Origin of the sequence: Brevibacillus sp. BD137, from assembly GCF_041644655.1 — a bacterium.
Lineage (GTDB): Bacteria > Bacillota > Bacilli > Brevibacillales > Brevibacillaceae > Brevibacillus > Brevibacillus brevis_D.
Genome location: NZ_JAOTNO010000001.1, coordinates 210,153 through 234,128 on the forward strand (window position 1 = coordinate 210,153; position 23,976 = coordinate 234,128).

28 protein-coding genes are annotated in these 23,976 nt (G+C 47.3%); all 28 read right to left on the bottom strand.

The features are described 5' to 3' along the window. Window positions 1–10: 10 nt before the first annotated feature. The 28 genes from ODZ53_RS01195 to fabD all read right to left on the bottom strand — a co-directional run bounded on the left by ODZ53_RS01195 (window position 11) and on the right by fabD (window position 23,975). Window positions 11–556 carry an RNA 2'-phosphotransferase gene (locus tag ODZ53_RS01195; RefSeq protein WP_372675645.1) on the bottom strand — a complete coding sequence of 182 codons (546 nt, stop codon included), beginning with the start codon at window positions 554–556 and terminating at the stop codon, window positions 11–13. A 35-nt stretch (window positions 557–591) separates the two neighbouring features. After that, window positions 592–747: a hypothetical protein gene (locus ODZ53_RS01200; RefSeq protein WP_015891873.1), complete on the bottom strand. Its 156-nt coding sequence runs from the start codon at window positions 745–747 to the stop codon at window positions 592–594. Window positions 748–763: 16 nt separating this feature from the next. Then, on the bottom strand, window positions 764–955 hold the full coding sequence (locus ODZ53_RS01205; RefSeq protein WP_015891874.1) for a hypothetical protein: 192 nt from the start codon (window positions 953–955) through the stop codon (window positions 764–766). Between the two features lie 104 nt (window positions 956–1,059). After that, window positions 1,060–1,389 carry a low molecular weight protein tyrosine phosphatase family protein gene (locus tag ODZ53_RS01210; RefSeq protein WP_173624822.1) on the bottom strand — a complete coding sequence of 110 codons (330 nt, stop codon included), beginning with the start codon at window positions 1,387–1,389 and terminating at the stop codon, window positions 1,060–1,062. Then, on the bottom strand, window positions 1,386–1,940 hold the full coding sequence (locus tag ODZ53_RS01215) for an NADAR family protein (protein ID WP_372675647.1): 555 nt from the start codon (window positions 1,938–1,940) through the stop codon (window positions 1,386–1,388). The genes ODZ53_RS01210 and ODZ53_RS01215 overlap by 4 nt, the downstream gene beginning before the upstream one ends. Window positions 1,941–1,980: 40 nt before the next feature. Continuing rightward, window positions 1,981–2,757 carry a nucleotidyltransferase domain-containing protein gene (locus tag ODZ53_RS01220; RefSeq protein WP_372675648.1) on the bottom strand — a complete coding sequence of 259 codons (777 nt, stop codon included), beginning with the start codon at window positions 2,755–2,757 and terminating at the stop codon, window positions 1,981–1,983. 96 nt (window positions 2,758–2,853) lie between these two features. Beyond that, entirely contained in the window at window positions 2,854–4,707 is a 1,854-nt protein-coding gene (locus tag ODZ53_RS01225; RefSeq protein WP_372675649.1) for an Ig-like domain-containing protein, read from the bottom strand. Window positions 4,708–5,041: 334 nt separating this feature from the next. Then, window positions 5,042–5,419, bottom strand: coding sequence for a YraN family protein (locus ODZ53_RS01230; RefSeq protein WP_372675650.1), 378 nt, complete (start codon window positions 5,417–5,419; stop codon window positions 5,042–5,044). Next, the gene (locus ODZ53_RS01235) at window positions 5,419–5,709 is read right to left on the bottom strand and encodes an EscU/YscU/HrcU family type III secretion system export apparatus switch protein (protein WP_015891881.1); all 291 of its coding nucleotides are present in this window, start codon (window positions 5,707–5,709) and stop codon (window positions 5,419–5,421) included. The genes ODZ53_RS01230 and ODZ53_RS01235 overlap by 1 nt, the downstream gene beginning before the upstream one ends. Then, entirely contained in the window at window positions 5,706–7,595 is a 1,890-nt protein-coding gene (locus ODZ53_RS01240) for a hypothetical protein (protein WP_372675651.1), read from the bottom strand. The genes ODZ53_RS01235 and ODZ53_RS01240 overlap by 4 nt, the downstream gene beginning before the upstream one ends. Window positions 7,596–7,635: 40 nt before the next feature. Further along, window positions 7,636–8,412 carry a ribonuclease HII gene (locus ODZ53_RS01245; protein WP_372675652.1) on the bottom strand — a complete coding sequence of 259 codons (777 nt, stop codon included), beginning with the start codon at window positions 8,410–8,412 and terminating at the stop codon, window positions 7,636–7,638. 86 nt (window positions 8,413–8,498) lie between these two features. After that, the gene (gene ylqF, locus ODZ53_RS01250; protein WP_015891884.1) at window positions 8,499–9,392 is read right to left on the bottom strand and encodes a ribosome biogenesis GTPase YlqF; all 894 of its coding nucleotides are present in this window, start codon (window positions 9,390–9,392) and stop codon (window positions 8,499–8,501) included. A 28-nt stretch (window positions 9,393–9,420) separates the two neighbouring features. After that, the gene (gene lepB, locus ODZ53_RS01255; protein ID WP_016743289.1) at window positions 9,421–9,984 is read right to left on the bottom strand and encodes a signal peptidase I; all 564 of its coding nucleotides are present in this window, start codon (window positions 9,982–9,984) and stop codon (window positions 9,421–9,423) included. Between the two features lie 135 nt (window positions 9,985–10,119). Next, a complete protein-coding gene (rplS, locus tag ODZ53_RS01260) occupies window positions 10,120–10,467 on the bottom strand; it encodes a 50S ribosomal protein L19 (RefSeq protein WP_015891886.1) in 348 nt (115 codons plus the stop codon). 167 nt (window positions 10,468–10,634) lie between these two features. After that, window positions 10,635–11,366: a tRNA (guanosine(37)-N1)-methyltransferase TrmD gene (trmD, locus tag ODZ53_RS01265; RefSeq protein ID WP_372675653.1), complete on the bottom strand. Its 732-nt coding sequence runs from the start codon at window positions 11,364–11,366 to the stop codon at window positions 10,635–10,637. 12 nt (window positions 11,367–11,378) lie between these two features. Continuing rightward, window positions 11,379–11,906, bottom strand: a complete 528-nt coding sequence (gene rimM / locus ODZ53_RS01270) for a ribosome maturation factor RimM (RefSeq protein WP_064200683.1) — start codon at window positions 11,904–11,906, stop codon at window positions 11,379–11,381. Continuing rightward, a complete protein-coding gene (locus ODZ53_RS01275) occupies window positions 11,884–12,339 on the bottom strand; it encodes a YlqD family protein (RefSeq protein ID WP_372675654.1) in 456 nt (151 codons plus the stop codon). Before ODZ53_RS01275 ends, rimM begins: the two co-directional genes overlap by 23 nt. An 86-nt stretch (window positions 12,340–12,425) precedes the next feature. Next, on the bottom strand, window positions 12,426–12,653 hold the full coding sequence (locus ODZ53_RS01280) for a KH domain-containing protein (protein WP_007719711.1): 228 nt from the start codon (window positions 12,651–12,653) through the stop codon (window positions 12,426–12,428). A gap of 23 nt (window positions 12,654–12,676) precedes the next feature. Continuing rightward, window positions 12,677–12,949 (bottom strand): 30S ribosomal protein S16, encoded by a 273-nt coding sequence (gene rpsP / locus ODZ53_RS01285; protein WP_007719713.1) that lies wholly within the window; start codon window positions 12,947–12,949, stop codon window positions 12,677–12,679. 112 nt (window positions 12,950–13,061) lie between these two features. After that, entirely contained in the window at window positions 13,062–14,474 is a 1,413-nt protein-coding gene (gene ffh / locus ODZ53_RS01290) for a signal recognition particle protein (RefSeq protein ID WP_015891890.1), read from the bottom strand. Between the two features lie 10 nt (window positions 14,475–14,484). After that, the gene (locus tag ODZ53_RS01295) at window positions 14,485–14,823 is read right to left on the bottom strand and encodes a putative DNA-binding protein (protein WP_015891891.1); all 339 of its coding nucleotides are present in this window, start codon (window positions 14,821–14,823) and stop codon (window positions 14,485–14,487) included. Between the two features lie 143 nt (window positions 14,824–14,966). Then, window positions 14,967–15,974, bottom strand: a complete 1,008-nt coding sequence (gene ftsY / locus ODZ53_RS01300) for a signal recognition particle-docking protein FtsY (protein WP_016743282.1) — start codon at window positions 15,972–15,974, stop codon at window positions 14,967–14,969. A 45-nt stretch (window positions 15,975–16,019) separates the two neighbouring features. After that, complete coding sequence (gene smc / locus ODZ53_RS01305; protein ID WP_372675655.1) at window positions 16,020–19,592, bottom strand: chromosome segregation protein SMC; 3,573 nt, start codon at window positions 19,590–19,592, stop codon at window positions 16,020–16,022. Between the two features lie 260 nt (window positions 19,593–19,852). Continuing rightward, complete coding sequence (rnc, locus tag ODZ53_RS01310) at window positions 19,853–20,539, bottom strand: ribonuclease III (RefSeq protein ID WP_026043146.1); 687 nt, start codon at window positions 20,537–20,539, stop codon at window positions 19,853–19,855. Window positions 20,540–20,593: 54 nt separating this feature from the next. After that, window positions 20,594–21,835: a beta-ketoacyl-ACP synthase II gene (fabF, locus tag ODZ53_RS01315; RefSeq protein ID WP_372675656.1), complete on the bottom strand. Its 1,242-nt coding sequence runs from the start codon at window positions 21,833–21,835 to the stop codon at window positions 20,594–20,596. 136 nt (window positions 21,836–21,971) lie between these two features. Continuing rightward, complete coding sequence (gene acpP, locus ODZ53_RS01320) at window positions 21,972–22,205, bottom strand: acyl carrier protein (protein WP_005834336.1); 234 nt, start codon at window positions 22,203–22,205, stop codon at window positions 21,972–21,974. An 85-nt stretch (window positions 22,206–22,290) separates the two neighbouring features. Then, on the bottom strand, window positions 22,291–23,031 hold the full coding sequence (gene fabG / locus ODZ53_RS01325; RefSeq protein ID WP_015891896.1) for a 3-oxoacyl-[acyl-carrier-protein] reductase: 741 nt from the start codon (window positions 23,029–23,031) through the stop codon (window positions 22,291–22,293). Next, window positions 23,025–23,975: an ACP S-malonyltransferase gene (gene fabD, locus ODZ53_RS01330; protein ID WP_372675657.1), complete on the bottom strand. Its 951-nt coding sequence runs from the start codon at window positions 23,973–23,975 to the stop codon at window positions 23,025–23,027. The genes fabG and fabD overlap by 7 nt, the downstream gene beginning before the upstream one ends. Between the last annotated feature and the right edge of the window lies 1 nt (window position 23,976).

Genomic DNA, 23,976 nt, shown 5'->3' on the forward strand with positions numbered 1-23,976 from the left:
ACAAATCGAGCTACTTCTGATAGACCGATATGTATTCTTTTTGCACGTGATCTGCCAACCAAACGAGCTCATTTCCATGGTAAAACTTCACACCATTTTGCCAAGCTTGCCTCGCATCGATTCGCAAAAGGACGGGATGATCGTCTCGTCTTTTCCCAACCTGCTGTGCTGTTTGGACGTCTTCAGACAGATGCACGTACTGTCTTCCTTTTGGAACAAGTCCGCTAGCCAAAATAGAATCGAGGAATCTTTGCGGCGTGCCATGAAAAAGATACGCTGGCGGTTCTTTTTCTTCCTTGCGAATCTTTTGCGGCACTGAATGTCCATACAGGGCGCGAATTTTGCCTTGATTGATCTCATGACGCTTTTTTTCCGATAACGCAATCATCTTATGTAAATCTTCTTCGGTAACCGCTCGCCACTTGCGCTGTTCATGAAGTGACAAAAGCAATTGCTTGATAGGTACCCATCCTTGTTCGTCTAACTCAAGCTCATATTCATGAGGGGCATGACGCAGCCCATAGGACAATTCTTTACTCAATTTTTGATAATCCATCCACTCATCTCCCCTTACAGGTCATGGCCACTTCTTTACGTAAAAAAGTAACCGAGACTCACGATTGTAGCAATAAATAGGTGTACGATGAAATTTCCTGTCAGTCGAACCCAGAGCTGTTGGCTTTTCATCGTCCAAAATCCATAAAGGAAAGCAACGATGAGATAAACCAGTACATAAACGAAAAACACAAGGCTGTTCTCCTTTTTAGGACATTTCTTTCTTTATGTTCGCAATGAGCTTGTCAGCATTGTTTTCATCGTTATCAAACATCACCAGGTCTTGCAAGGCAATCCCATCAACAGATTGAATAGCTGTGGACATAGAATCGGCCAGTTGCTGCATATCAGCTTTGTCTGCTACTTCAACATCTAGAACCAGTACAAGTTTTTTCTTCATGGTGAAAATCCTCGCTTTACGATAAGTATGGATAGTGCGATTGAGTCATATCATCCCCATTATACAAAATAATCCGGTATACTTCGACCATGTCCAATAACAGCTTAATCCGGTATTTCTATATATGCGGACACACTCGATTTTAATAGCTCGATCAGTTCCTCATCCATGTATATGTATTCATCCGGAATGCCCAAGCAAATGATCCTTTTATCCATCAGTTCCGAGCTAAACTTTTCTTGTAAGCGCCTTACATGTTTTTTCTCCATACAAAAAATGAGATCAGCCCAGCCGATAAGACCATCAGTCACTTTGATACGGGCCCCAGTTTCAGTACCTGCTGATCTTACGTCATATTCATTGATCCCATGAAAAATCTTTTCTGCCGTCAAGCTCCTCCATTTATTTCTGCTGCAAACGAACAGTAGCTTCATTCGTCCTCCTCATCCAAATCTTCAAACTGCCATTCCTCTGGTACCGGAAAATAAGCGTCATACTCTTTCCGGGAATCGACACTCATTTCCTCTAGCCATGGCCAATAATGCATGAGATAGTCCTCACCAAATCCCATCCGCCAACACAAACTATAAGGATGCTCTTCTGGAAACACAATCCATGGCGGCAAATAGAAATGCGGTTGGTACCCATCTAGGCTTTCACGCACTTCCATCCATAATCTTCCTAGTACGTCTGAATCGTTGCTCGTACAATCGATTAAGGTGGCATCCCCAGTAGAGAGAAGAATTTCACGAATGACAGGGTATTGTTCTACTTTTGCTTGTAATGCCTTGCGCATGACCTCTTTTTCTTGGGTAGTCCCTAAAAATTTCTTGGCTTGCAGATAGTGTTCCAAAGTTGTCCAAAGTTCCCCTTCCAACTCTATTGGGTGACTAGAGAAATTGGAGAAGCAGCCGTAAGGTTTATCTGGTTGATCAAAGTGAATTTCGAGAGGTTGCTGTATCCGTTTTCGAATATGATCCTTCATGAATATGTCCTCCCCCTCTATCATAACGAGCCCATCATGACTAACTGATTATCCACGCCTTCTGCAAATACTTCCGAAATATCTCGTCCAGCTTCTCTGTTGGGTCCTCCAGATCATTTGTATATTGACTAGCCAGTGCAGTCAGACGCTCAATTTGTTCCTCAATAAAATGGTGAAGCTCTCCGATTCTTGGCTCCAAGTTCAACTCATCCCCAGCTATTTTTCTTTGGAGCAGCTCAGAAATTTTACTTTTTAATGTAGAATCGGTTATCAGCTCTGCAACCAACTGATCAAATCCAATGGGGGGATTCGTATGATACGTTTCGATCCAGATGCACGCGAGGATCGGGCGTAACACATAAAAATATTTTTTGATTTTGACTTGCTCACCTTGCAGATAGTCCCGAAAATTCCCTTTGGCCATACTGAGGTAATGATGCAAGGAAGCCTTCGGCGAAAATACTTCGCCTTGCAACCTTGCCAGCTCATCTCGAAAGCCAAGTGTATCGAGATAAACGATGTCTGACACAAGCCATTCTTGTAGGGGTGGATTCGACTTTCGAAATAGCTTGAGCGCTTTTCGAATATCCCAGCCGTTTATATCTAAGAGGTCATTGATTGGTTCTTCCACAACATCCCGTTTGTCATCAATGGACAAATACCATTCCGGTTTCTTCACATAGACAAAACGTACATCATAATCGCTATCTTTGGACGGGAATCCCCATGCCCGGCTTCCCGATTCAACAGCGAACAGTACTTTTAAGTCATGCGCTTGCTCGATTTCTTTTAACTTTTCCAAGATGATCTCTCTCAAGATTCATTCCTCCTCCACAACAAATGAAATGCTTTCCTTCCACTTGGAAAAAAACTCGCTGAATCAGTTACGATTCAGCGAGTTTCTTGTCATCCATTATTTTACCGTTACTTCGATTTCCACTTCATAGCCTTTGTATTCAGCTGTAATAGTGGCCTTACCTTTCTTTTTAGCTTTTACCACACCGCTGCTAGATACGGTAGCTACGGAAGTTTTATCGGACTTCCATTTAGCTTTCGTGCTGCTGATATCATCACCATCATAGGTGAGCGTAATCTTTTCGGAGTCACCCTTTTTCATGGAAATGCTTGTGTCATCTGCTTCCAGCTTGCTTGAGCTTTTGCCGTCAACTTTTACTTCAATTTCAACTTTTTCACCTTTATACGTAGCTGTAATCGTTGCTGTTCCTTTAGCTTTTGCTGTAATTGTACCACTGCTGCTAACGGTTGCTACAGAAGATTTAGAGGTTTTCCAGGTTGCTTTTGAACCGCTGATTGAACTTCCATCGTATTTCAAGCGAATCGTTTCTTTTGCACCCTTTTTCAAGGAAATGCTCGTATCGCTTGCTTCCAGCATGTCTGAAGAGGAAGAAGTATCTACTTTTACATCAATTTCTACCTTGTAGCCTTTGTATTCTGCTGTAATAGTAGCGGAACCCTTGGCTTGGGCTGTAATCACACCACTGCTATTTACAGTTGCTACAGAAGAATTAGACGTTCTCCAAGTTGCACTGGAAAGAGAAATTCTTTCATTATCGAATTTGAGCAGTACAAAGTCTTGCTGCCCTTTTTTCATAGAGATTTTTGTTTCTTCTGCTTCAAGTCTACCAGAGTTGTTGTAATCAACCTTTACACGAATTTCGACCTTATCGCCTTTGTATGATGCTGTAATGGTAGCTGTTCCTTGACCTTTTGCCGTAACGACACCATCATCAACTGTTGCCACGCTGGAGTTGGATGTTTTCCAAGTTGCTTTTGATCCAGACAATTTATCATCATCATATCTTAGCTGAATCGTGTCTTTGTCGCCTTTTTTCAGGGAGATGCTGGTTTCATCTGCTTCCAGTTTACCAGAACTGTCTGTATCTACGTAAACCTCAATTTCTACTTCGTAGCCTTTGTATTTTGCAGTGATCGTTGCTGTACCTTTGCTTTTTGCAGTAACGACACCATCATCGTTTACGGTTGCTACAGAGGACTTTGAAGTTTTCCAGGTTGCTTTTGAACCAGAAAGTTTATCGTCGTCATAAGTCAACTTAATGGTTTCTTTATCGCCTTTTTCCAATTTCAGTTTGGTAACATCTGCTTCCAGTTTACCATCTGAATTTCCGCCGCCTTCAACATCAACGTGGATTTCTACCTCTTGGTCTTTGTAGCTCGCAGTAATAACTGTGCTTCCTTCGCCTACACCTTTAATGTCACCATCGTCAACAGTTGCTACAGTTTTATCCGCGGTTTTCCAAGTTGCTTTTGATCCAGGGAGACTGCTGCCCGCAAATTTCAAACTAACGTTTGTCTTTTTACCTTTTTTAACAGAAACCTCTGTTTTCGTTGCTTCGAGAGTCTGCGCTCTGTCAACAGTCACTCTAACTGTAGCGCGATAACCGTTGTATTTAGCAGTAACAACAGTCGTTCCTATTTTCTTACCGTACACAATCCCATTGCTAACAGAGGCGATGCTGGAGCTGCCAATTTCCCAATCAACCAATGCGTTATCGATAGGGCTGCCATTATAAGTAAGGCGAATGGTTTCTGTATCTCCAATCGTGACGTTCAAAGAGCCTGCGCTTGCTTTCAACCCAGTAGTGCTTGCTACCACGCTATAAGCTTGAATAGATTGTGGTGTCGCAACTTGTGCAGAAGCAATGCCAGTAACTGAAAACTGAACAGTACAAATAGCTGCTACTGCTAAGGAGACGTTTTTCATTAGATTGTTCTTAATCTTTTTCATGTTTTTTACCTCCAAATTATTTCCTATACTTCTATTGACGAATGAGATGGAAAAATGTCACACCAAATCAGCTTTTTTTTGAAAAATATTTGTTTTTCTTTCAAACAACTGTTTATACCCCGGATTCATAAGCAAAATTGACACGAGTTATGGGCTTGTCTGTACGAATCGATCCTTTTCATCAAAAAAAATGCTTCCCAGCTTTTGAGCCGGAAAGCGGATATTGATGCTTGGAGGAGTTTCATCGCGTCGAGTACAGTACATAGTACGCTGGCTCTGCGACTGATGCTGTAGACGTATCCCCAATATATCCGTGGTCAAGAGCCCGTTTTTCCTAGAAAGCACTCTCATAATGCTCAATGACAGGCTTCATGAAGTCTTCACCTTGCGTTGATGCACCGGTGTAAATTGCGATGACATCAAAACGAAAGGTCGGGATTGGCTGTGCGCTTTTTTGCAAGTATTCGATGGCAAGCTCACGCAGCTTCTGTTTCTTCTTCCAAGTAATGGACTCGCCTGCCGTTCCAAAAGATTGGCTGCTCCTCGTTCGAACCTCAATGAAAACCAAGCATTTTCCGTCTAGAGCAATCAAATCCATTTCCCCACGTTTTGTTCGAACATTTCGATCGACAATGTGGAAACCCTTGTTCACTAAATATCCTTCTGCAAGCTGTTCTCCTCTTTGACCAAGAAGACGACGGCGATCACTCATTATTTGGTTCCTCCGCCTTTATCGATCCGATAGACAAAAGCAAGGATTTCTGCCACAACTTGATACAGCTCCGGCGGTATTTGTTGATCCAAATCCAGCTTGCCCAAAACCTCTACAAGTGATGGATCCTCCTGTACCGGTATATCATGCTCTTTCGCTGTCTTCAGTATATTGTCAGCCACGTACCCTTTTCCTTTTGCCACGACCTTTGGCGCTTCCATGGTACCCGCCTGATATTTTAGTGCAACTGCCTGTTTGCGTTTTTGCTCTGAAGGGGATGGCGGCATCATACGCGAAGGTCAACCCCTTTATAGTCAGCCAGGATGGGGCCTTTGGTTTGAATCGGACTTGTCGACTTCCCGCGCTCGGCCGGGACTGGCTGGACTCGCATAGCCGATAGATGGTAGCCAACGTCCTGTAATTGGTCAGCAAAACGATCCTTGGCCCCTTGAATGAGTGCTTCCACCCATGGCGTATCGTTAAAAATTTGCAGGTTAACGATTCGATTCACGATGCTTACATCAATCATCGTTGTCCCCATACTTTGGAGTTCCAAATGAAAGAAAAGACGACAGTTGTCCGGATCAAGCTGTCCAGAGCCTTTCTTTTTCGATTCGATTTGGACAAAAGCCGTCTCATCCCCTTCACCTTGGCGAATCGGAATTTGCATGACGATTTGAGACAAAGCTTGGTTAGAGGGCTGTACCATCATCAACTGTTGTCCGGTCACTTGTTGCAGCAGTTGATCTGCTGCTTCACGCAAGCCGGATGGCAGTGCCTGAGCTGGCGCTTGACTGATTTGCAGCAAGAGGGATTTAACTGTATCCATCTGCTTTAATGAATGCGAATCGATCGCTCCCTGTGAAAATGCCTGGCCCATCAATTCTCTCTCGTGGGTTACGCCTAAATGACGAAACAATTCAGCAATCGGGTTAGCAGCTGTTGCTCCATTCGCTACACCGGCTGCTTGAGACATCATTTGTGGTACGACTTTTTGCCCCGCGTCGTTCACTACAGCCCTTTGCTCCGCCATCTGCTTGTTTTGGACCCGGTCCTGATTCATCTGTAATGACTGAGGAGTAGGCAAGGGCTCGTTTCGAGCAATCTTTGAATCGATGCTTGGACCACTGGTCTGGTTTGGCAACTGATTACTCTTTCCGGTCATAGCGTTTTGCTGCGAGTCTACCTGTTTAGCGGCAGTGTTTGGTGCTGACACTGTCTCAGTAGAAACAGTTGACGAACCAGGTTGTGATGGCGTTGGTATGTTACTTGGAGCTACCATTGATGGTTGAGGCGATGTCTGAACTTGGGACGAAGGTTGACCACTCAGTGCAGGCAGCGGCTGTGTCTGGCTTCCCCCATTCGTGTTCTGCGAAGCACCTTGATTCGGCTGATGTCCTTGTGGCATTTGTTTGACTGCCATTCCCTCGTCTGTTCCATCGTTGCCCGTGATAAGGAAAGGGAGTCCCGTCAACTTTTCTTTTAACTGACTAACAAGCTGTTTGACATCCCCCGTTGCTGCATTAGCTTGTCCGGGGACCTGCTGTGATTGGCTTTGAGGCACCTGCCCTGTCATCTGCGAAGGCTGGCCCTCCCCTTCTAAAAAGAGTGAGGCTTGCTGAAGCAGGTTTTGTATGAGCTGCCCCATTGGCTTGTCCGATAAAAAAGCTTTGAGCCCTGCGATTGTATCAGGGGTCAGTGGCAAATTTCGTTTCATGGCAGTCATGAATGCCTCAATAGTGGCATTGTCTACGCCTAATCGTCCAGCAACGGCTGAAAAAGCTTGTATGGTTTCCTTATTTACAGGAAGATTGGCACCAAGCAGCGCTTGCATGATCGCTTTGTTCTCTTTTGTATCGGCAATCCCTAGTGATCGCATTAGCCCTTCTAGAGATGCGTCTTTGCCAGCTCCTTCACCGGCACTATCCAAAACCTTCAACGTGACGACACCTGTTGATGGCTGGACTTGCAGCCAAGCTTTTTGGCCCGGTTCCAGACTTGCCTCCATTTTAGCCTGAACCTGCATTCCCCCGACTTGTACGAGCGCCATATTGTCCGGGTAATTCTTGATTACCGTGCCTTTAAACACTTGTCCGGGAGTAAGCTCAACCGGCTTCGGAGCGGATATGGGTGCTTTTTGCACGAATGATTGAATAAGTTGCGACGGGGAAAACATGCAGATCCTCCTCCTGTAGCTAGTATGTTACTAGTACTTGTTAGGCGTGTTCTTTTACACCAGTGAAAGTCTTGCGATGAATCGGTGTAGGTCCAAATCGAGCGATTGCTGCCAGATGCTCTGGGGTGCCATAGCCTGCGTGTTTGTCAAAGCCATAGGCTGGATACTCTTCGGCATACTCGGCCATCAATCGATCACGGGTGACCTTCGCCACAATCGATGCGGCTGCAATTGAAACGCTTTTGGCATCTCCCCCGATAATCGGAACCTGCTCGCAATTCATTTCAGTTAGCTGTACGGCGTCAATCAGTAATACGTCTGGAGTGATACCTGCCTGTTGGATCGCCAGCTTCATCGCCTCTTTTGTAGCAGCTAGTATATTGATCGCATCGATTCTCGCTGCATCGACAATTCCGATTCCCACAGCAAGTGCATCTCTTTGAATGATTTCGCAAAATGCCTCCCGAGTAGATACGGGTATCTTCTTCGAGTCATTCAGGCCAGGCAAGTAAAAATCTTTTGGCAGACACACGGCACATGCAACAACTGGACCAGCCAATGGACCTCTCCCAACCTCATCAATCCCAAATATGTATTGATGCCCCTTATCAAACATGGCTTTCTCATAAACGGTCATGTCAGTCCACATCTGTGCGAGCTTTTCTTGACGTGCAATCGCTGCCTCCGCCTGCTTCGCCAAAGCCTGTACACCTGCTCTTTTATCTTCTTTCAGCAATTGTAAAAAATCTTTGGGTACCTCGTCCAACTTTTCCATCGTCACTCGTATTTCTTTTATCGACATATCCGCTAGATTCATTGACTCATTTCTCCTTACCGATCCTCATAGTAAAAAACCTGCCTACCGTATATGTCGATAGACAGGTTTTTGATGGCTGGAAAGTTTTATTCTGGAAAAGATACAGGCTTACCAATCGGTTCGTCCATTTCCCAGTCAATCGGGCGCTCGACAGAGACCGTTCCCAGCTTGCCGGAACGCAGCTCACGCAGGAAAATTTCCGCTGCCTTGTCGTAGTCGATATTTCCGCCAGAAACGAGGCATCCGCGCTTCTTCCCGATTTCTTCGAGCATTTCTACTCGATCCTCAGGCAATTCTTTTAGCTTGAAGCGTTCGATCAGGCGTTCCGGATAGTAGTGCATCATGTAGCTGATAACAAATAATGCTACCTCCGTAAAATCGATGAGCTCGTCTTTAATTGCCCCACTTGCCGCCAATCGCAGACCTACCATCTGATCTTCAAATTTCGGCCAAAGAATACCAGGCGTATCGAGAAGCTCCAGTGTATCGCCCATTTTCACCCATTGTTGTGCCTTGGTTACCGCAGGACGATCACCTGTAGCCGCTACCGAGCGCTTGGACAGGCGGTTAATGAGGGAAGACTTGCCGACATTGGGAATCCCCAAGATCATAATGCGGATGGCACGACCTTGCATCCCCCGCTCACTGCGCTTTGCCAGCATGTCAGCAGCTAGCTCCTTACACATTTCTGGCAGCTTGCTGACACCCTTTCCACTCAGGGCATCAATCGGCAATGTGCGAATGCCTTGCTTGCGAAAATAAGCAATCCACTCATCTGTTGCCCGTTCATCCGCCAAATCTGCTTTATTAAGTAAAATCAAACGTGGTTTATCACTGACAATCTCGTCAATCATCGGATTGCGGCTGGAAAGCGGCAGACGTGCATCGAGAAGCTCGATAACTACATCAATTAATTTCAGCTTTTCCGTTACTTGACGACGTGCTTTAGCCATATGGCCAGGAAACCATTGGATCGTCATGATGTCTCACCTACCTTGAAGCTTTACGTTATCTTGTCAAGCGAATTCCCGCAACCGGCCAAAAAGTAAATTCAGCTCTACCAACAACCGTACTGACGGCAACAGGACCGATGGCTCTGCTGTCATGACTGTTCAACCTGTTGTCGCCCATTACAAAGATATGGTCTGCTGGTATTTGGACCGGGGGAAAATCGTGGGTAAAGAACGGCTCTCCCTGCTGCTTCGCTTGTTCTTTTGATTGTGCAAGATACGGTTCCTCTACCACTTTGCCATTGACCAGCAGTTGATCGTTTTTGACCTCTACTGTATCACCCTCAACAGCAATGACTCTTTTGATGTAATCTCGCTCCTTTTCTGCATGGAACACGATGATTTCACCAGGTCTCGGATCTTGCAAAAAATAAATAGCCTTGTTCACAACTAATTTTTCGCTGTTATGTAATGTACTTTCCATGGATTCGCCTTCAACAATAAACGGGGCGAACAAAAAGGTACGAATGAAAAACGCCAAGACTAAAGCGATCCCAAGTGCCTTTATCCATTCCCATAGTTCATTTTTCTTCTTATGACTGGAGGTAATTTCTTCGCTCATGACTTACGATCCTCCCATGAAAGCTCGTCCAACCTTAGCTGTAACATATGTCAAGATGAACTATTTTATTTCAAGATCCTTAAATGGAAAAAAGAGGCCTGGCAAGCAGGCCAGTCCTCTTTCTAAGCGTTACGCTTATCGACGAATTTCTTTAATACGAGCTGCTTTACCTACGCGATCGCGCAGATAGTACAGTTTCGCACGACGTACTTTACCATGACGCACGATTTCGATCTTGTCGATCTTAGGCGTGTGTACTGGGAATGTACGCTCAACACCTACGCCGTAAGAAATCTTACGAGCTGTAAATGTTTCGCTGATACCTGTACCGCGACGGCGAATGCATACGCCTTCGAACAGCTGGATACGCTCACGCTGACCCTCGATAACCTTAACGTGTACACGAACAGTGTCACCAGGTCGGAACGCAGGAATGTCCTGTTTCAATTGCGCTTTTTCCAGTTCACGGATAATTTGGTTCATTTGAATTTCCTCCTTCCGATAGACGTTCTTACTCGTCTAACCCGTAGGTCCAGCCGCTTTGGCTGCGTTACGAGTAGCGGACCGCCTTAGTCAGCGGGCAAAATTGCCACAAGAAATATATTAACACAGCGGGCACAAAACTACAAGACTCTTCTCCTAATTGTTCCCTACTTTTTTTCCTGTTCCAATTCAGCCAATAGCTTTTTCATTTCATCTGTCAGCGCCAGCTTTTCTAACAAATCTGGACGCCGTGCTTTTGTTCGACGCAGTGATTCTTTTAACCGCCAGCTTTCAATATTGGCGTGATGCCCTGACAACAGTACATCTGGCACTTTCCAGCCGCGAAATTCTGCCGGTCTTGTGTAATGAGGGTACTCGAGCAGTCCTGTTGAAAAGGAATCCTCAACGGCTGATGTCTGGTTTCCCAACGCTCCTGGTTGCAAACGAACGACACTGTCAATGACGACCATCGCCGCAAGCTCTCCCCCAGTCAGAACATAGTCACCAATCGAGATCTCATCCGTGACGAGATGCTCACGAATTCGCTCGTCGTACCCTTCATAATGACCGCAAATGAAGACAAGATGCTCCTCTTGCGCTAACTCTTCTGCCAGCTTCTGATGATAAGGCACACCCTGTGGACACATCAGAATCACTCGCGGTCTTTTCTCTCCCGTCAAGCCTTCTACGGCCCGGAACAACGGCTCAGGCTTCAAGACCATTCCTCCGCCACCACCATAAGGGGTGTCATCTACCGTACCGTGCTTGCTCTCAGAGAAATCGCGAAAATTGGTGACATGAAAATCAACCAGTTCTTTTTCGCTTGCTTTTCCCAAAATGCTGCTGGACAAAACACCTGTAAACATTTCGGGAAAGAGCGTAAAAATATCGATCCGCATCTGAAGTTCCTCCTACAGCAAGCCTTCCATCAGATGGCAGACCACACGTTTGTTCGCGATGTCCACTTCCTTGATGCATTCATCGATATACGGCAGCAAGATTTCTCCGCGTTTTCCCTTCACTACCCACACATCGTTTGCTCCTGGCTGCATGACATCCACGATTTTCCCCAGTTCTTCGCCCTCGTCGGTTACTACGACGCAGCCGACGAGCTGATGGATGTAGAACTCGTCCTCTTCTAATTCCATCAGCGCTTCCGCTGGAATCTTCAACTCTCCGCCCTTGTACTTTTCGATATCGTTAATATGCTCAAAGCCATGAAAGCTCACGATCTCAAAGTTTTTATGCGGGCGACGGGAAGCGATTTTCAATTTTAGCGGCTCACTGAGTGTCGGGTGGAACAAGTACAGCTCATTTCCTTTGCGAAAGCGCTGGTCTGGAAAGTCAGTCGTTGGTGTTACACGCACTTCACCACGCAGGCCATGCGTATTAACCAGTTTGCCTACCCCGTAAAAGCTATTTTGGCTCAACGTGTTCATTCCCCTTTTCTTTGATCCCATTTTTCGTTTGTAACCGAATCTCATGTACCAGGCCATCTTTTATCATGATTTCCGTTCCGGACATCATTTCATCCCATACATCGCCCTCTTGAATCGTGACAGGGCTTTGAACAGTCTGGTAATCGATCTCGCTTCCCTCTGGGAGATTTTCTACCTGCTGGAGGGTATATGTCAGGTGATCTATCTTTTCCTTGCGTCGACGCTCTTCCTGCGCGATTTTTTCCTGCGCCAACGCATATGTATCCGCAGACTTTTTCCTCGCCTCGGTTAATAGCTTTTTGGATTGAAACTGCCACTGCTCCCACTCTTTACGCTGCAAACGAAGTCGTTGGCTATACTGATCAATGAGAACAGCCCGTGATGCTTCCGTAATGATCAGTTTAACCTGTACCGTCCGAAATATAGTAAGCACCTTCGCCACTCCTTTCGGAAAAACCATCATGGTTTATTAGCATCTTGGATACTAGAAAAAAGACTGGGAAAGCTCCCAGCCTTTTCTCATACAATTTCAACCGTGACACGCTTGTCCGTTTCCACGGATGCGGCGATCACGACCGTGCGCAGGGCTTTCGCGATTCGACCTTGCTTGCCAATAATCTTCCCCATATCATCAGGGTGTACCGACAATTCAAAGACGAGAGTTCGCTCTTTGTCCACTGCGTTAACACGAACCTCATTCGGATGATCGACGAGAGCTTTAGCGATCGTTTCGACCAGCGCTTTCATCATCAAACCTCCAGATGACCGACTTACTTGCCGTATTTGGTTTCGTGCACTTTAGCCATAACGCCTTCTTTGGAGAGAAGGTTACGAACGGTATCAGTTGGAGCTGCACCATTCAGGATCCATTGTACCGCTTTGTCGGTATCAATTTTCACCACTGCCGGTTGAGCAACCGGATTGTAGTAACCGATTTCTTCAATGAAACGGCCATCGCGTGGGGAACGGGAGTCAGCTACTACTACACGGTAGAAAGGAGCTTTCTTGGAACCCATACGCTTCAGACGGATTTTTACTGCCATGTTGTGTCACCTCCTGTATTAATCAACGCGAGAAGAACATCTGCGTTGGTGCTACTATATCTGAACCATCGCGTCCAGCTGACAAGTCAGTGTCGCGAGAGATCATGCCTACTTACTTGAACGGTGGCTTGAAGTTAAAGGGTAAGTTCATCCCGCCCTGGTTGTTGCCTCCGCCTTTTCCCATGAAAGGTAATCCGAAGCCCTTTTTCTTCGACTTCTTGACCATCTTATCAGCAGCGCCTGAGAATTGCTTCATCATCTTTTTCATTTCCTCGAACTGCTTGAGGAAACGATTGACTTCTTGAATACTCGTTCCGCTTCCGCTTGCGATACGCTTACGACGGCTGGCATTCAATAAATCAGGATTTGCGCGCTCTTGTTTGGTCATGGATTTGGCGATCGCTTCAACGCGGGCAATCTGCTTTTCATCCACGTTCATTTTGCCCTTCATCTTGTTCATTCCTGGCAGCATGCCGAGAATGTCTTCAAAAGGACCCAGGTTGCGAAGCTGCTGCATGGAATCCAAGAACATGTCAAAGGTAAACTCACCTTGACGCATTTGGCGTTCCATATCGCGTGCTTTGTCTTCATCCACGGATGCCTGTGCTTTTTCAATCAGGCTGAGTACGTCCCCCATACCCAAAATACGGGAAGCCATACGATCCGGATGGAACGGTTCGAGCGCATCCAGCTTTTCACCCATTGCCGCGAATTTAATCGGCTTGCCAGTGACAGCTTTGACGGACAGTGCCGCACCGCCTCGGGTATCACCGTCGAGCTTTGTGAGAACCACACCAGTCAGTTCGAGCTGGCTATTAAAGCTCTCTGCTACATTGACGGCATCTTGACCTGTCATCGCGTCCACGACGAGCAAAATCTCATCGGGCTTGGTTACCTCGCGAATCTGTTTCAACTCGTCCATCAGCGCTTCGTCAATATGCAGGCGACCTGCCGTATCGATGAGGACTACGTCGAGATGATTCGTCTTCGCGTGTTCAATCGCTTGGCGAGCGATTTCGACAGGACTGACTTGATCACCGAGAGTGAAGACGGGAACATTGAGTTGCTCCCCTAAAACCTGAAGCTGCTTGATCGCAGCAGGACGGTAAATGTCTCCCGCTACCAGAAGCGGCTTGCGGTTTTGCTTTTGCAAATACTTGGCCAGCTTACCGGTTGTGGTTGTTTTACCTGCCCCTTGCAGACCTGCCATCATGATGACGGTCGGCGGGCGGTGCGCCATCGTGAGCTGAGCGACGTTGCCACCCATCAGAGCGACCAGCTCTTCGTTCACGATCTTGATCACCATTTGACCAGGTGTCAGGCTTTTCATAACTTCCTGACCGACTGCGCGCTCCTTGACACGAGCAACGAAGTCTTTTACTACTTTAAAGTTAACGTCTGCTTCCAGCAGAGCCAGACGAACTTCACGCATCGCTTCATTCACGATGGTCTCGTCTATTTTCCCTCTGCCGCGCAGTTTGTCAAACGCGTTTTGCAGCCGATTGGCTAAGCTCTCAAACGCCATGCGAGCCCTCCTAATCCATCTCTGACAGTTGGTGGAGCAAAGTGTTCAGCTCGTCTCTTGTCTCGCTCTCCGAAAGCTCATTTACAAGTTCGTTCATGCGATTCAACACGTCCATGCGGTTTTCATGACGTTCAGCGAGGCGAAGCTTCTGATCATATTCAAACAGTTGCTTCTCTGCCCGCTTGATATGATCATAAACAGCTTGGCGGCTGACCTCATGCATCTCGGCAATTTCTCCGAGCGATAAATCGTCCAGATAATACAGCTCAAGATATTCTCGCTGCTTGCCCTTGAGTAGCGGCGCGTAAAAGTCAAACAAGAGATTGACTTGATTGGTCTTTTCTAACATGAAACCAATCCTTTGCTATGAGGTACTCGTTTCAAACTGTAAAGACTTTTTCTTTACAGCACGTAGATTATAGTACCTAATTCCACACCTAGTGTCAAGGTTTTTTATTGACATCATTTTTTTATCTTTGAAACACTATGTTTTTACGCATTTTCCTGCTCTTCTGTTTCATCTTTTTGAATCAATCCAGCGAATAACGCATGAACAAATTGCTCAGGATCAAACTGCTGCAAGTCATCCATTCTTTCACCCAACCCTACGTATTTCACCGGAATGTTCAGCTCGTTGCGAATCGCAATGACGATACCGCCCTTTGCTGTACCATCCAGCTTGGTCAGGACTAAACCGGTTACTCCAGCAGACTGTCCAAACGTTTTTGCCTGCGAAAGCGCATTTTGCCCTGTGGTAGCGTCCAAAACTAGCAAAACCTCGTGCGGAGCTCCTGGCAATTCGCGTTGCAATACACGGTGTACCTTCGCCAGCTCTTCCATGAGATTGACTTTGTTTTGCAAGCGACCTGCGGTATCGCACAACAGCACATCGACCTGTCGGGATTTCGCTGCCTGAATCGCATCGTAGATCACGGCAGCCGGATCAGAGCCTTGTTGCTGCTTGATTACGTCAACTCCTACACGCTCTCCCCAAACCTCCAGCTGTTCAATCGCTGCTGCACGGAATGTGTCACCTGCTGCCAGCAGCACTTTTTTATTTTGCTGCTTGAACATATGCGCCATTTTACCGATTGTGGTTGTTTTCCCTACTCCATTGACCCCTACGAACAAAATGACGTTCAGACGACCGTCCTCTACGTTCAGAGTCGTATCCGCAGCATCATCATTTTTCAAAAGGGCAACCAATTTTTCTGAGAGAATCGGCTGCAGGTCGATCGCATTCTCGATTTTTTGCTTGCGCACCTCTGTCCGCAGGTCGTCTATGAGCTCCATTACGGTATTGACGCCCACATCAGATGTAATCAAAATTTCTTCTAATTCATCGAAAAAGTCATCGTCGATCTTTTTGTAACGACGTACCAGATCCTCAACTTTTTCTACTAGCAGGTCTCTCGTTTTCGCCAAACCATCCGTAAACTTCTGGGTGACCTCTTCGGATTTTTGGACAATAGCATCACGAAGGCGCTTGAAAAAACTCATGTTCATCTTCCTTTGCGGGTAGTATCAATTGAATGGCAAATTAGTTTAAGAGGCTGATTCGATAAATTTGTCACTGTCCTCCAGTTTCACGGAGACGAGTTTGGACACGCCGCCCTCCTGCATCGTGATACCGTATAGCACATCTGCGCTCTCCATTGTGCCTTTTCTGTGTGTGACGCAAATAAACTGCGTCTGGTTGCTGAAATGGTGCATGTACTCGGCGAAACGATTAACGTTTGCCTCATCCAAAGCGGCTTCTACCTCATCCAATACACAGAATGGCACTGGCTTCACACGCAGGATGGCAAATAGCAAGGCCATCGCAGTCAAAGCACGTTCGCCCCCGGATAAGAGCGCAAGATTTTGCAGCTTCTTGCCAGGTGGCTGCGCCACGATATCGATGCCTGTCTCTAGCAGATTATCTGGATTGGAGAGCACAAGATCTGCACGTCCTCCGCCAAACAGTTGGACAAACACATCGCGGAACTGCTCCGAGATCGCGTCAAATGTTTCTTTGAAGCGGCGCGACATCTCTGCGTCCATTTCTTGGATCACTTGATAGAGCATGTCTTTTGCTTCATTCAAATCAGCTTCCTGCGAGCTTAAGAACTGCTGACGCTCTGACAAGCGCTCATATTCCTCAATCGCCCCAAGATTCACTGTGCCAAGTGCCCCAATCTGCTTTTTCAGACGATTGACCACTTGTGTCTCTTCCTGAATCTCGCCACGTGCCGGATATTTTTGCTTCGCCAGGTCGTAGCTCATTTCGTATTCTTCGGAGAGTTTATTCAACAGATGATCGAGCTCTACCTCGTTACGATTGACTTTTACTTCTTCCTGATGAAGCTTTTCCTCGAGCGATTTGACCTCGCGGCGGATTTCCTTGACCTGCTGTTCCAGTTGCTCCTGTTTGTAAAAGAGGGTGGCCCGCTCACTTCGCCGCTCTTGAATCAAGCCGGCTACACGGTCTTTATCCTGACGCAATTCGCTAATGCGCTGATCCAGCTCAAGCCCGGACGATTCGTTCGTACGCTCCAGTTCATCAAGAGATGCCAAGTTCGCGTTTTGTTCTTCCCATTCGTGCTGCAATTGGGTTTTTTGCTCCAGCAAGCGTTCTGTTTGCTCCAAGCGTGATTGATACTCTTGCTTGACCTGCGCATTTAGCACTTTGAGACTTGTTATTTTTTGATTCATTTCTTCTTTGGATTCGAGCTGCTCTTGGCGTTTCGCCTCAGCTTCTGCGATCTGCTCACTGAGCTCTTTTTCCTCTTGCTCCATGGCAGTCAAAGAAGCTTGCAGCTGCTCTTGCTTGCGTTTGGCTTCTTCCATCTCGCGGCGATAGCTTTCAATATCTTGCTCAACTAGCTTTGCTCGCTCGCCCAAGGATCTGCCTTCCGATTCTTTTTGCTGCAAGAGCCCTTTTACTTCCTGTTCTTTCAATCGCAAACTTTCGCCCTCTGTCCGCAGAGCTTCTTGCTCTTGCTGCATTTGCGCCAGTTCTTTCGTCAGCTGCTCCATAAGGGTAGTATGCCCAGAAATTGCCTGGTCGATTTCTACCAGCTGTGCTTCCAGCTCTTCTGATTGACGGTTGCGTCCAAGCAGGTTCGTGCTGTTCTTTTTCAAGGCACCCCCTGTCATGGAACCGCCAGCATTCACGATATCGCCTTCCAGCGTCACGACGCGATAGCGGTAGCCAAGCGTACGGGCCACACGGTTTGCCTGCTCCAGCTTTTCCGTAATAATGACATTGCCCAATAGACTTTCGAGGATGGGTCGATACGCTTCCTCAAAGGTCACGAGCTCACTCGCGATTCCGACGACTCCACTCTCATCCTCCAGCTGGCGCTTATCGCTTGCCTGCAAGGTGCGCGGACGGATGACATCGAGCGGTAGAAATGTTGCCCTACCTGCATTATGTTGCTTCAAGTGAGCAATGGCTGCACGACCAGATGCTTCGTTGTCCACGACGACGTTTTGCAGTGCGCCACCCAATGCGACTTCCATCGCTGTCTCGTATTGCTGTGGCACAACAACGAGCTCAGCGACTGCCCCATGGATCCCTTTGAAGCCCCGCTCGCGTGCTTTCAAAATTTCTTTTACCCCTTGCTGAAACCCTGCGAACTCCGACTGCATTTCTTTTAACAGGTCAAAACGGGACTTCGCTGCTTCCCGCTTTTGTTCCCAGTGGCGCAGCTCTCGACGCGCTGTTTCAAGGCGGGCTTGTCCTTCTCGCATGCCCTCGACTAGCTCTTTGTATCTAACGCCGGTTTCTTGAATGGTAGAAACGATCTTCTCCAGCTGATCCTGGAGTTGGCTCAACTGATTTAGACGCTGCTCTTCTTCTACATCGAGCTGTTTTTTTCCAGACAATTGACGTTCGACTCTGGCCTCGCTTGTCTTGAGAAGCTGCTCTTGATGACGATTTTCGTTGCGCAGATTCGCCATTTCGTTGAGCTTTTCGAAGTAATCACTCTTCAAACGCTCTACGTCATCTGTCAGTGATTGAACCATAGAAAAAAATTGACCTTCTGCTTCTTGCAGCGAAGCGTGGGCTTCGGTCATGCGACGATCCGCTTCCTTGGCCCGCTCTTGTTCTTCTACCAGTTCGGCCTCAAGACCGTGCTGCTTCTCAGTAATCCGATGCATCTGCTCCATCGTCTGCTGGCGATTGGCATTGAGATTGCGCATACGCTCCCGCAATACCTCACGTTGTCCTTCGACTTTCTCGGTCTCTTCACTAACTGTCAAAAGCACTTGTTGCAGTTCTTCGATCGATTGGTCGATTTGGGTGACATGAAAACGCGCCTGCTCCAAATCAGCTTCTTGCTTGGATGCTTCGGTCGTTTGTCCGATCAACAGATGCTTGAGTTCCTCTACCCGTCCTGTGGCTGCTTCCCACTTCGTATGAGCTACTTCAATTTGCTGTACGTAAAGAGCTACTTCATGCTCAACCAGCTTGCGATGAAGCTCCTTGTACGTCTTGGCTGTTTCAGCTTGCTCTTGCAAAGGTCCGATTTGCTCCGTAATTTCACTGACGATATCGTGAATACGCACGAGATTTTGTTCGGTGTCATCGAGCTTTTTCTCTGCCTCGCGCTTGCGTGTTTTGTATTTGACGATTCCGGCTGCTTCTTCAAATATTCCACGGCGATCCTCGGACTTGGTACTGAGAATTTCCTCAATTTTACCTTGGCCGATAATCGAATACGCTTCTTTCCCTAGTCCGGTATCCATGAACATCTCCATAATGTCTTTTAGACGGCAGGATCTGTTGTTTATGTAGTACTCACTATCACCAGAACGATACACTCTGCGGGTAACGGATACCTCCGAATATTCCACATCGAGCGAACGATCTGTATTGTCCAAGGTGAGTGTCACTTCTGCGAAATTCACTGGCTTGCGCTTGTCACTGCCCGCGAAAATAATGTCTTCCATTTTCGCTCCACGCAACGACTTCGCGCTCTGTTCTCCCAGCACCCAGCGGATCGAATCTGAAACGTTACTTTTCCCACTTCCATTCGGTCCCACTACGGCTGTTACCCCTGGTACAAATTCCAATTCCGTGCGATCGGCAAAGGATTTGAATCCAGCCAGCTCCAGGCGTTTCAAATACATACGTACGGTCCTCCTTAAGAAACCATCCAAGACTGCCTGCCAAATGGACAGGCTTACAAACATGCAAGGATCGGATGGTACCCGAAAAGAAGCCCCTGCATCGAACAGGAGCTACCTACTACGAGCCTACATGGTCATCTGTAGGTAAGTGTATCATAGATAGCGGTCATCTCGCAGTATTTTCCCTCTGTTTCCCACCGGAAAGAAAAAAGCTGCACCATCTTGTAGCAGATGATGCAGCCCTTCTCGCTGACGAGTGATTATTTATCCCCCAGCTTGACCAATGCTCGTGCAGCAGCTTGCTGTTCCGCTTCTTTTTTGGAGCGGCCAGAGCCGATGCCAAGCGAACGATTGTTCAATAGCACCTCAGATACGAACTCTCGATTATGAGCTGGTCCTTTTTCTTCTACAATTCGGTAATGGATGTCTCCCAGATTGTCTTGTTGAACAAATTCCTGCAACTGGCTCTTGAAGTCGGTTACCTGGGCAAACTCTCCTTTGTCAATGCGCGGGTAGACGTATTTTTCCATAAAGGAAAAGACTGCGTCCAACCCCTGATCCAAGTAAAGCGCACCTACAAACGCCTCAAAAACGTCCGCTAGCAAGGCTGGTCGCTGACGTCCACCTGTCAGCTCTTCCCCTTTTCCCAGCAATACGAGATCGCCAAAATTCAACAGTTCAGCAAACTTGACGAGAGAAGGCTCACAGACAATGGCTGCACGCAGCTTTGTCATTTCCCCTTCACTCATCTTCGGAAAAGTTTTATACAAAAACTGGGAGACGGTCAACTCCAACACAGCATCCCCCAAAAACTCTAGCCGCTCATTGTCTGATATTCGTTTGCCGCGTTGCTCGTTCACGTAGGAAGAATGGGTGAATGCCTGCCGCAAAACACTTTCATCGCGAAAGCGAAAGCCTATCGTTTCTTGCAGCTGTGCAAAATTCATCACCCTCACCACCATTCCAGGAGACTGCCTACTTTTTCTATCAGTAGGGCTCATTTATGCTTCGTATCGCTTCAGGATTACCGTTGCGTTGTGACCGCCGAATCCAAATGTATTGGAAACAGCCACATTGACGGTCGCCTTACGCGCATGGTTCGGAACATAGTCCAGATCACATTCTGGATCCGGGTTTTCCAAGTTGATTGTTGGAGGCAGTATTTGATCACGCAGCGCATATGCCGTCGCGATTGCCTCGACGCCACCCGTAGCACCCAGCAAATGGCCAGTCATCGATTTGGTCGAGCTGACAGCCAATTTGTACGCGTGCTCGCCAAATACAGTCTTGATCGCTTGTGTTTCTGCGATATCTCCTTGGCCAGTAGAAGTACCATGTGCATTAATATATTGGACTTCTGTTGGGTCAACGCCAGCGTCTTTCAGTGCGCTTGCCATGCAACGCGCAGCTCCTTCGCCACCAGGAGATGGAGAAGTAATATGATGCGCATCTGCACTCATCCCGTAGCCAATGAGTTCCGCGATGATCGTTGCTCCACGTTTTTTCGCATGCTCGAGCTCTTCCAGAATCAGAACACCAGCACCTTCGCCCATTACAAAGCCATCACGATCCTTGTCAAACGGACGGCTTGCTTTTTGTGGCTCATCGTTTCTGGTGGACATCGCTTTCGCTGAGCAAAAGCCTGCAAATCCCATTGGACGCACGGTTGCTTCTGCTCCACCTGCGATCATGACATCTGCGTGATCGAACTGGATCAAACGCAGTGCTTCACCGATTGCATTTGTACCTGTCGCACAAGCGGTAATCGCACTGGAGGTTGGTCCTTTTGCACCGTATTGAATGGATACTGCACCAGACGCCATGTTCGCAATTAGCATCGGAATAAAGAATGGACTCACACGACGTGGTCCTTTTTCCAACAAGACGGAATGCTGTTCTTCCCATGTAGTCAGACCACCGATTCCGGACCCGATGTATACACCCACTCGTTCCGCATTTTCTGGCGTGATCTCCAGTTTTGCATCTTCTACAGCCATTTTGGCAGCAGCTAATCCAAACTGAACGAATCGGTCTGTACGTCGGATATCTTTCTTGTCCATATACTGCTCAGGATCGAAGTTTTTCACTTCGCCTGCAATTTGTGTTGGATAATCAGAAGCGTCAAAGGCAGCCACGCGGTCAATGCCTGATTTTCCTTCCAGCAAGCTGTTCCAAAAAGTCTGTGCGTCATTCCCTACTGGAGAAACGACACCAACGCCAGTAATTACCACTCTGCGTTTCATTGCAATCACCTCTATATGAAAGTCAGCAGTCAGCTTCTAACATTCACTGCATGCAAAACGTGTATTTATTTGGATTATGTACAGGTGGCTATTGAAGGAGAAGTCCCGTATGGTACGGGACTTCCAACAGATCAACCTACTTGTGAGATTCTATGTATTTAACAACCTCACCAACAGAAGTGATCTTTTCAGCATCTTCGTCGGAAATCTCTAAATCAAACTCATCTTCGAGTTCCATTACGAGTTCAACCACATCCAGGGAGTCAGCGCCCAGGTCTTCTTTGAAAGAAGCTTCCAAAGTAATTTTGGACTCATCTACACCCAGACGATCGACGATGATTTTCTTTACACGCTCCAAAGTATCTGCCATCTTGCTTCACCCCCTCTCCCGTATTATAGTGGATGAGCTTTCAAAAAACCAGTTCTCGTAAAAACGCTCGTTTGAGGTTTTCTTCCTACATGTACATTCCGCCGTCTACGTGCAGGGTCTGCCCTGTCATGTAGTTGGCTGCGTCGGATGCCAAGAACAGCACGACAGATGCGATATCATCTGTTTGTCCCAAACGGGCAAGCGGAATTTGGCTTGTGAGCCCTGCTTTGACATCCTCCGGCAATACAGCAGTCATTTCTGTATCGATAAATCCTGGCGCAACAGCATTCACCGTAATATTACGGCTAGCCAGCTCGCGAGCAGCCGTCTTCGTCAAGCCGATAACCCCAGCTTTTGCCGCCACGTAGTTTGCTTGTCCCGCGTTCCCCAAAACACCTACAACAGAAGTGATGTTGATGATTTTGCCTGAACGCTGCTTCATCATCGGGCGAGTCGCTGCTTTTACGCAGTTGAATACACCCTTCAGATTCGTCGCAATCACATCATCCCACTCGTCTTCTTTCATACGCATGATCAGGTTGTCGCGAGTAATTCCCGCATTGTTCACAAGAATATCGATCACACCAAAATGTTCCAAAGCAGCTTTGAACATCTCGTTGACATCTTCTGTAGAAGAAACGTTCGCGCGAATCATAATGGCATCGCGGCCCATTTCTTTAATAAGGGCAACAGTTTCACTCGCTGCCGCTTCACTACCTGCGTAATTGACAACTACATTCGCGCCAGCTTCTGCCAGCTTCAATGCAATCGCACGCCCGATACCACGGGAAGCCCCTGTGACCAGTGCTGTTTTTCCAGTTAACATAGTACCCCTCCGTTCAAAAGCTCAGTAAGTGAATCCATGTCCTGCACAGAGATAATCGTCGTATCCGCTGGTGCGATTTTCTTGATTAAACCGGCCAAAACTTTTCCTGGACCGATTTCTACAAAAGTGGTCACACCTGCTTCGACCATCCATTGTACAGAATCCTCCCACAAAACTGGAGCGGAAACTTGTTGAACCAATTGATCTACAATGATTGTAGCCTCAGATACTGGCCTAGCTGTTACGTTTGCCACGACAGGCACTGCCGCTTCTTGTACCGTAACGCCAGCCAAAACAGCTTGCAGTTTATCTGCTGCCGGTTGCATCAAGCTCGAGTGGAACGGCCCGCTTACATTCAATGGAAGGACGCGCTTTGCGCCCGCTTCCTTCGCTTTTTCACCGGCCAGCTTCACACCTTCAGCAGAACCGGAGATGACAATTTGGCCTGGGCAGTTCATGTTCGCTAATTGAACAGGATGTCCAGATGCCGTTACCTCTTCGCAAACCGCATGCAGTGCTGCGCGATCCATGTTTAAGACAGCAGCCATTGCACCTTGTCCCGCTGGCACTGCCTCTTCCATGAACTGACCACGAGCTCGCACAGTTTTGACTGCATCTGCAAAGGATAAGGCCCCAGCTGCAACCAAAGCGGAATACTCACCCAAGCTATGACCTGCTACGAACGCAGGCTTATAGTCAGGCAACTTTTCGTTCAATGCTGCCAAAACAGCGATACTTGCTGTCAAAATAGCTGGCTGTGTGTTTGCTGTCAGCTTCAATTCCTCTTCTGGTCCTGCAAAACACAGTCCCGACAAGGAAAAGCCGAGCGCTTCATCAGCCTGCTCAAATATGTGACGGGCCGCTTCCGATTGTTCGGAGAGCGCTTGCCCCATTCCTACAAATTGTGAACCTTGCCCTGGAAAAACAAAGGCTACCTTTCCCATT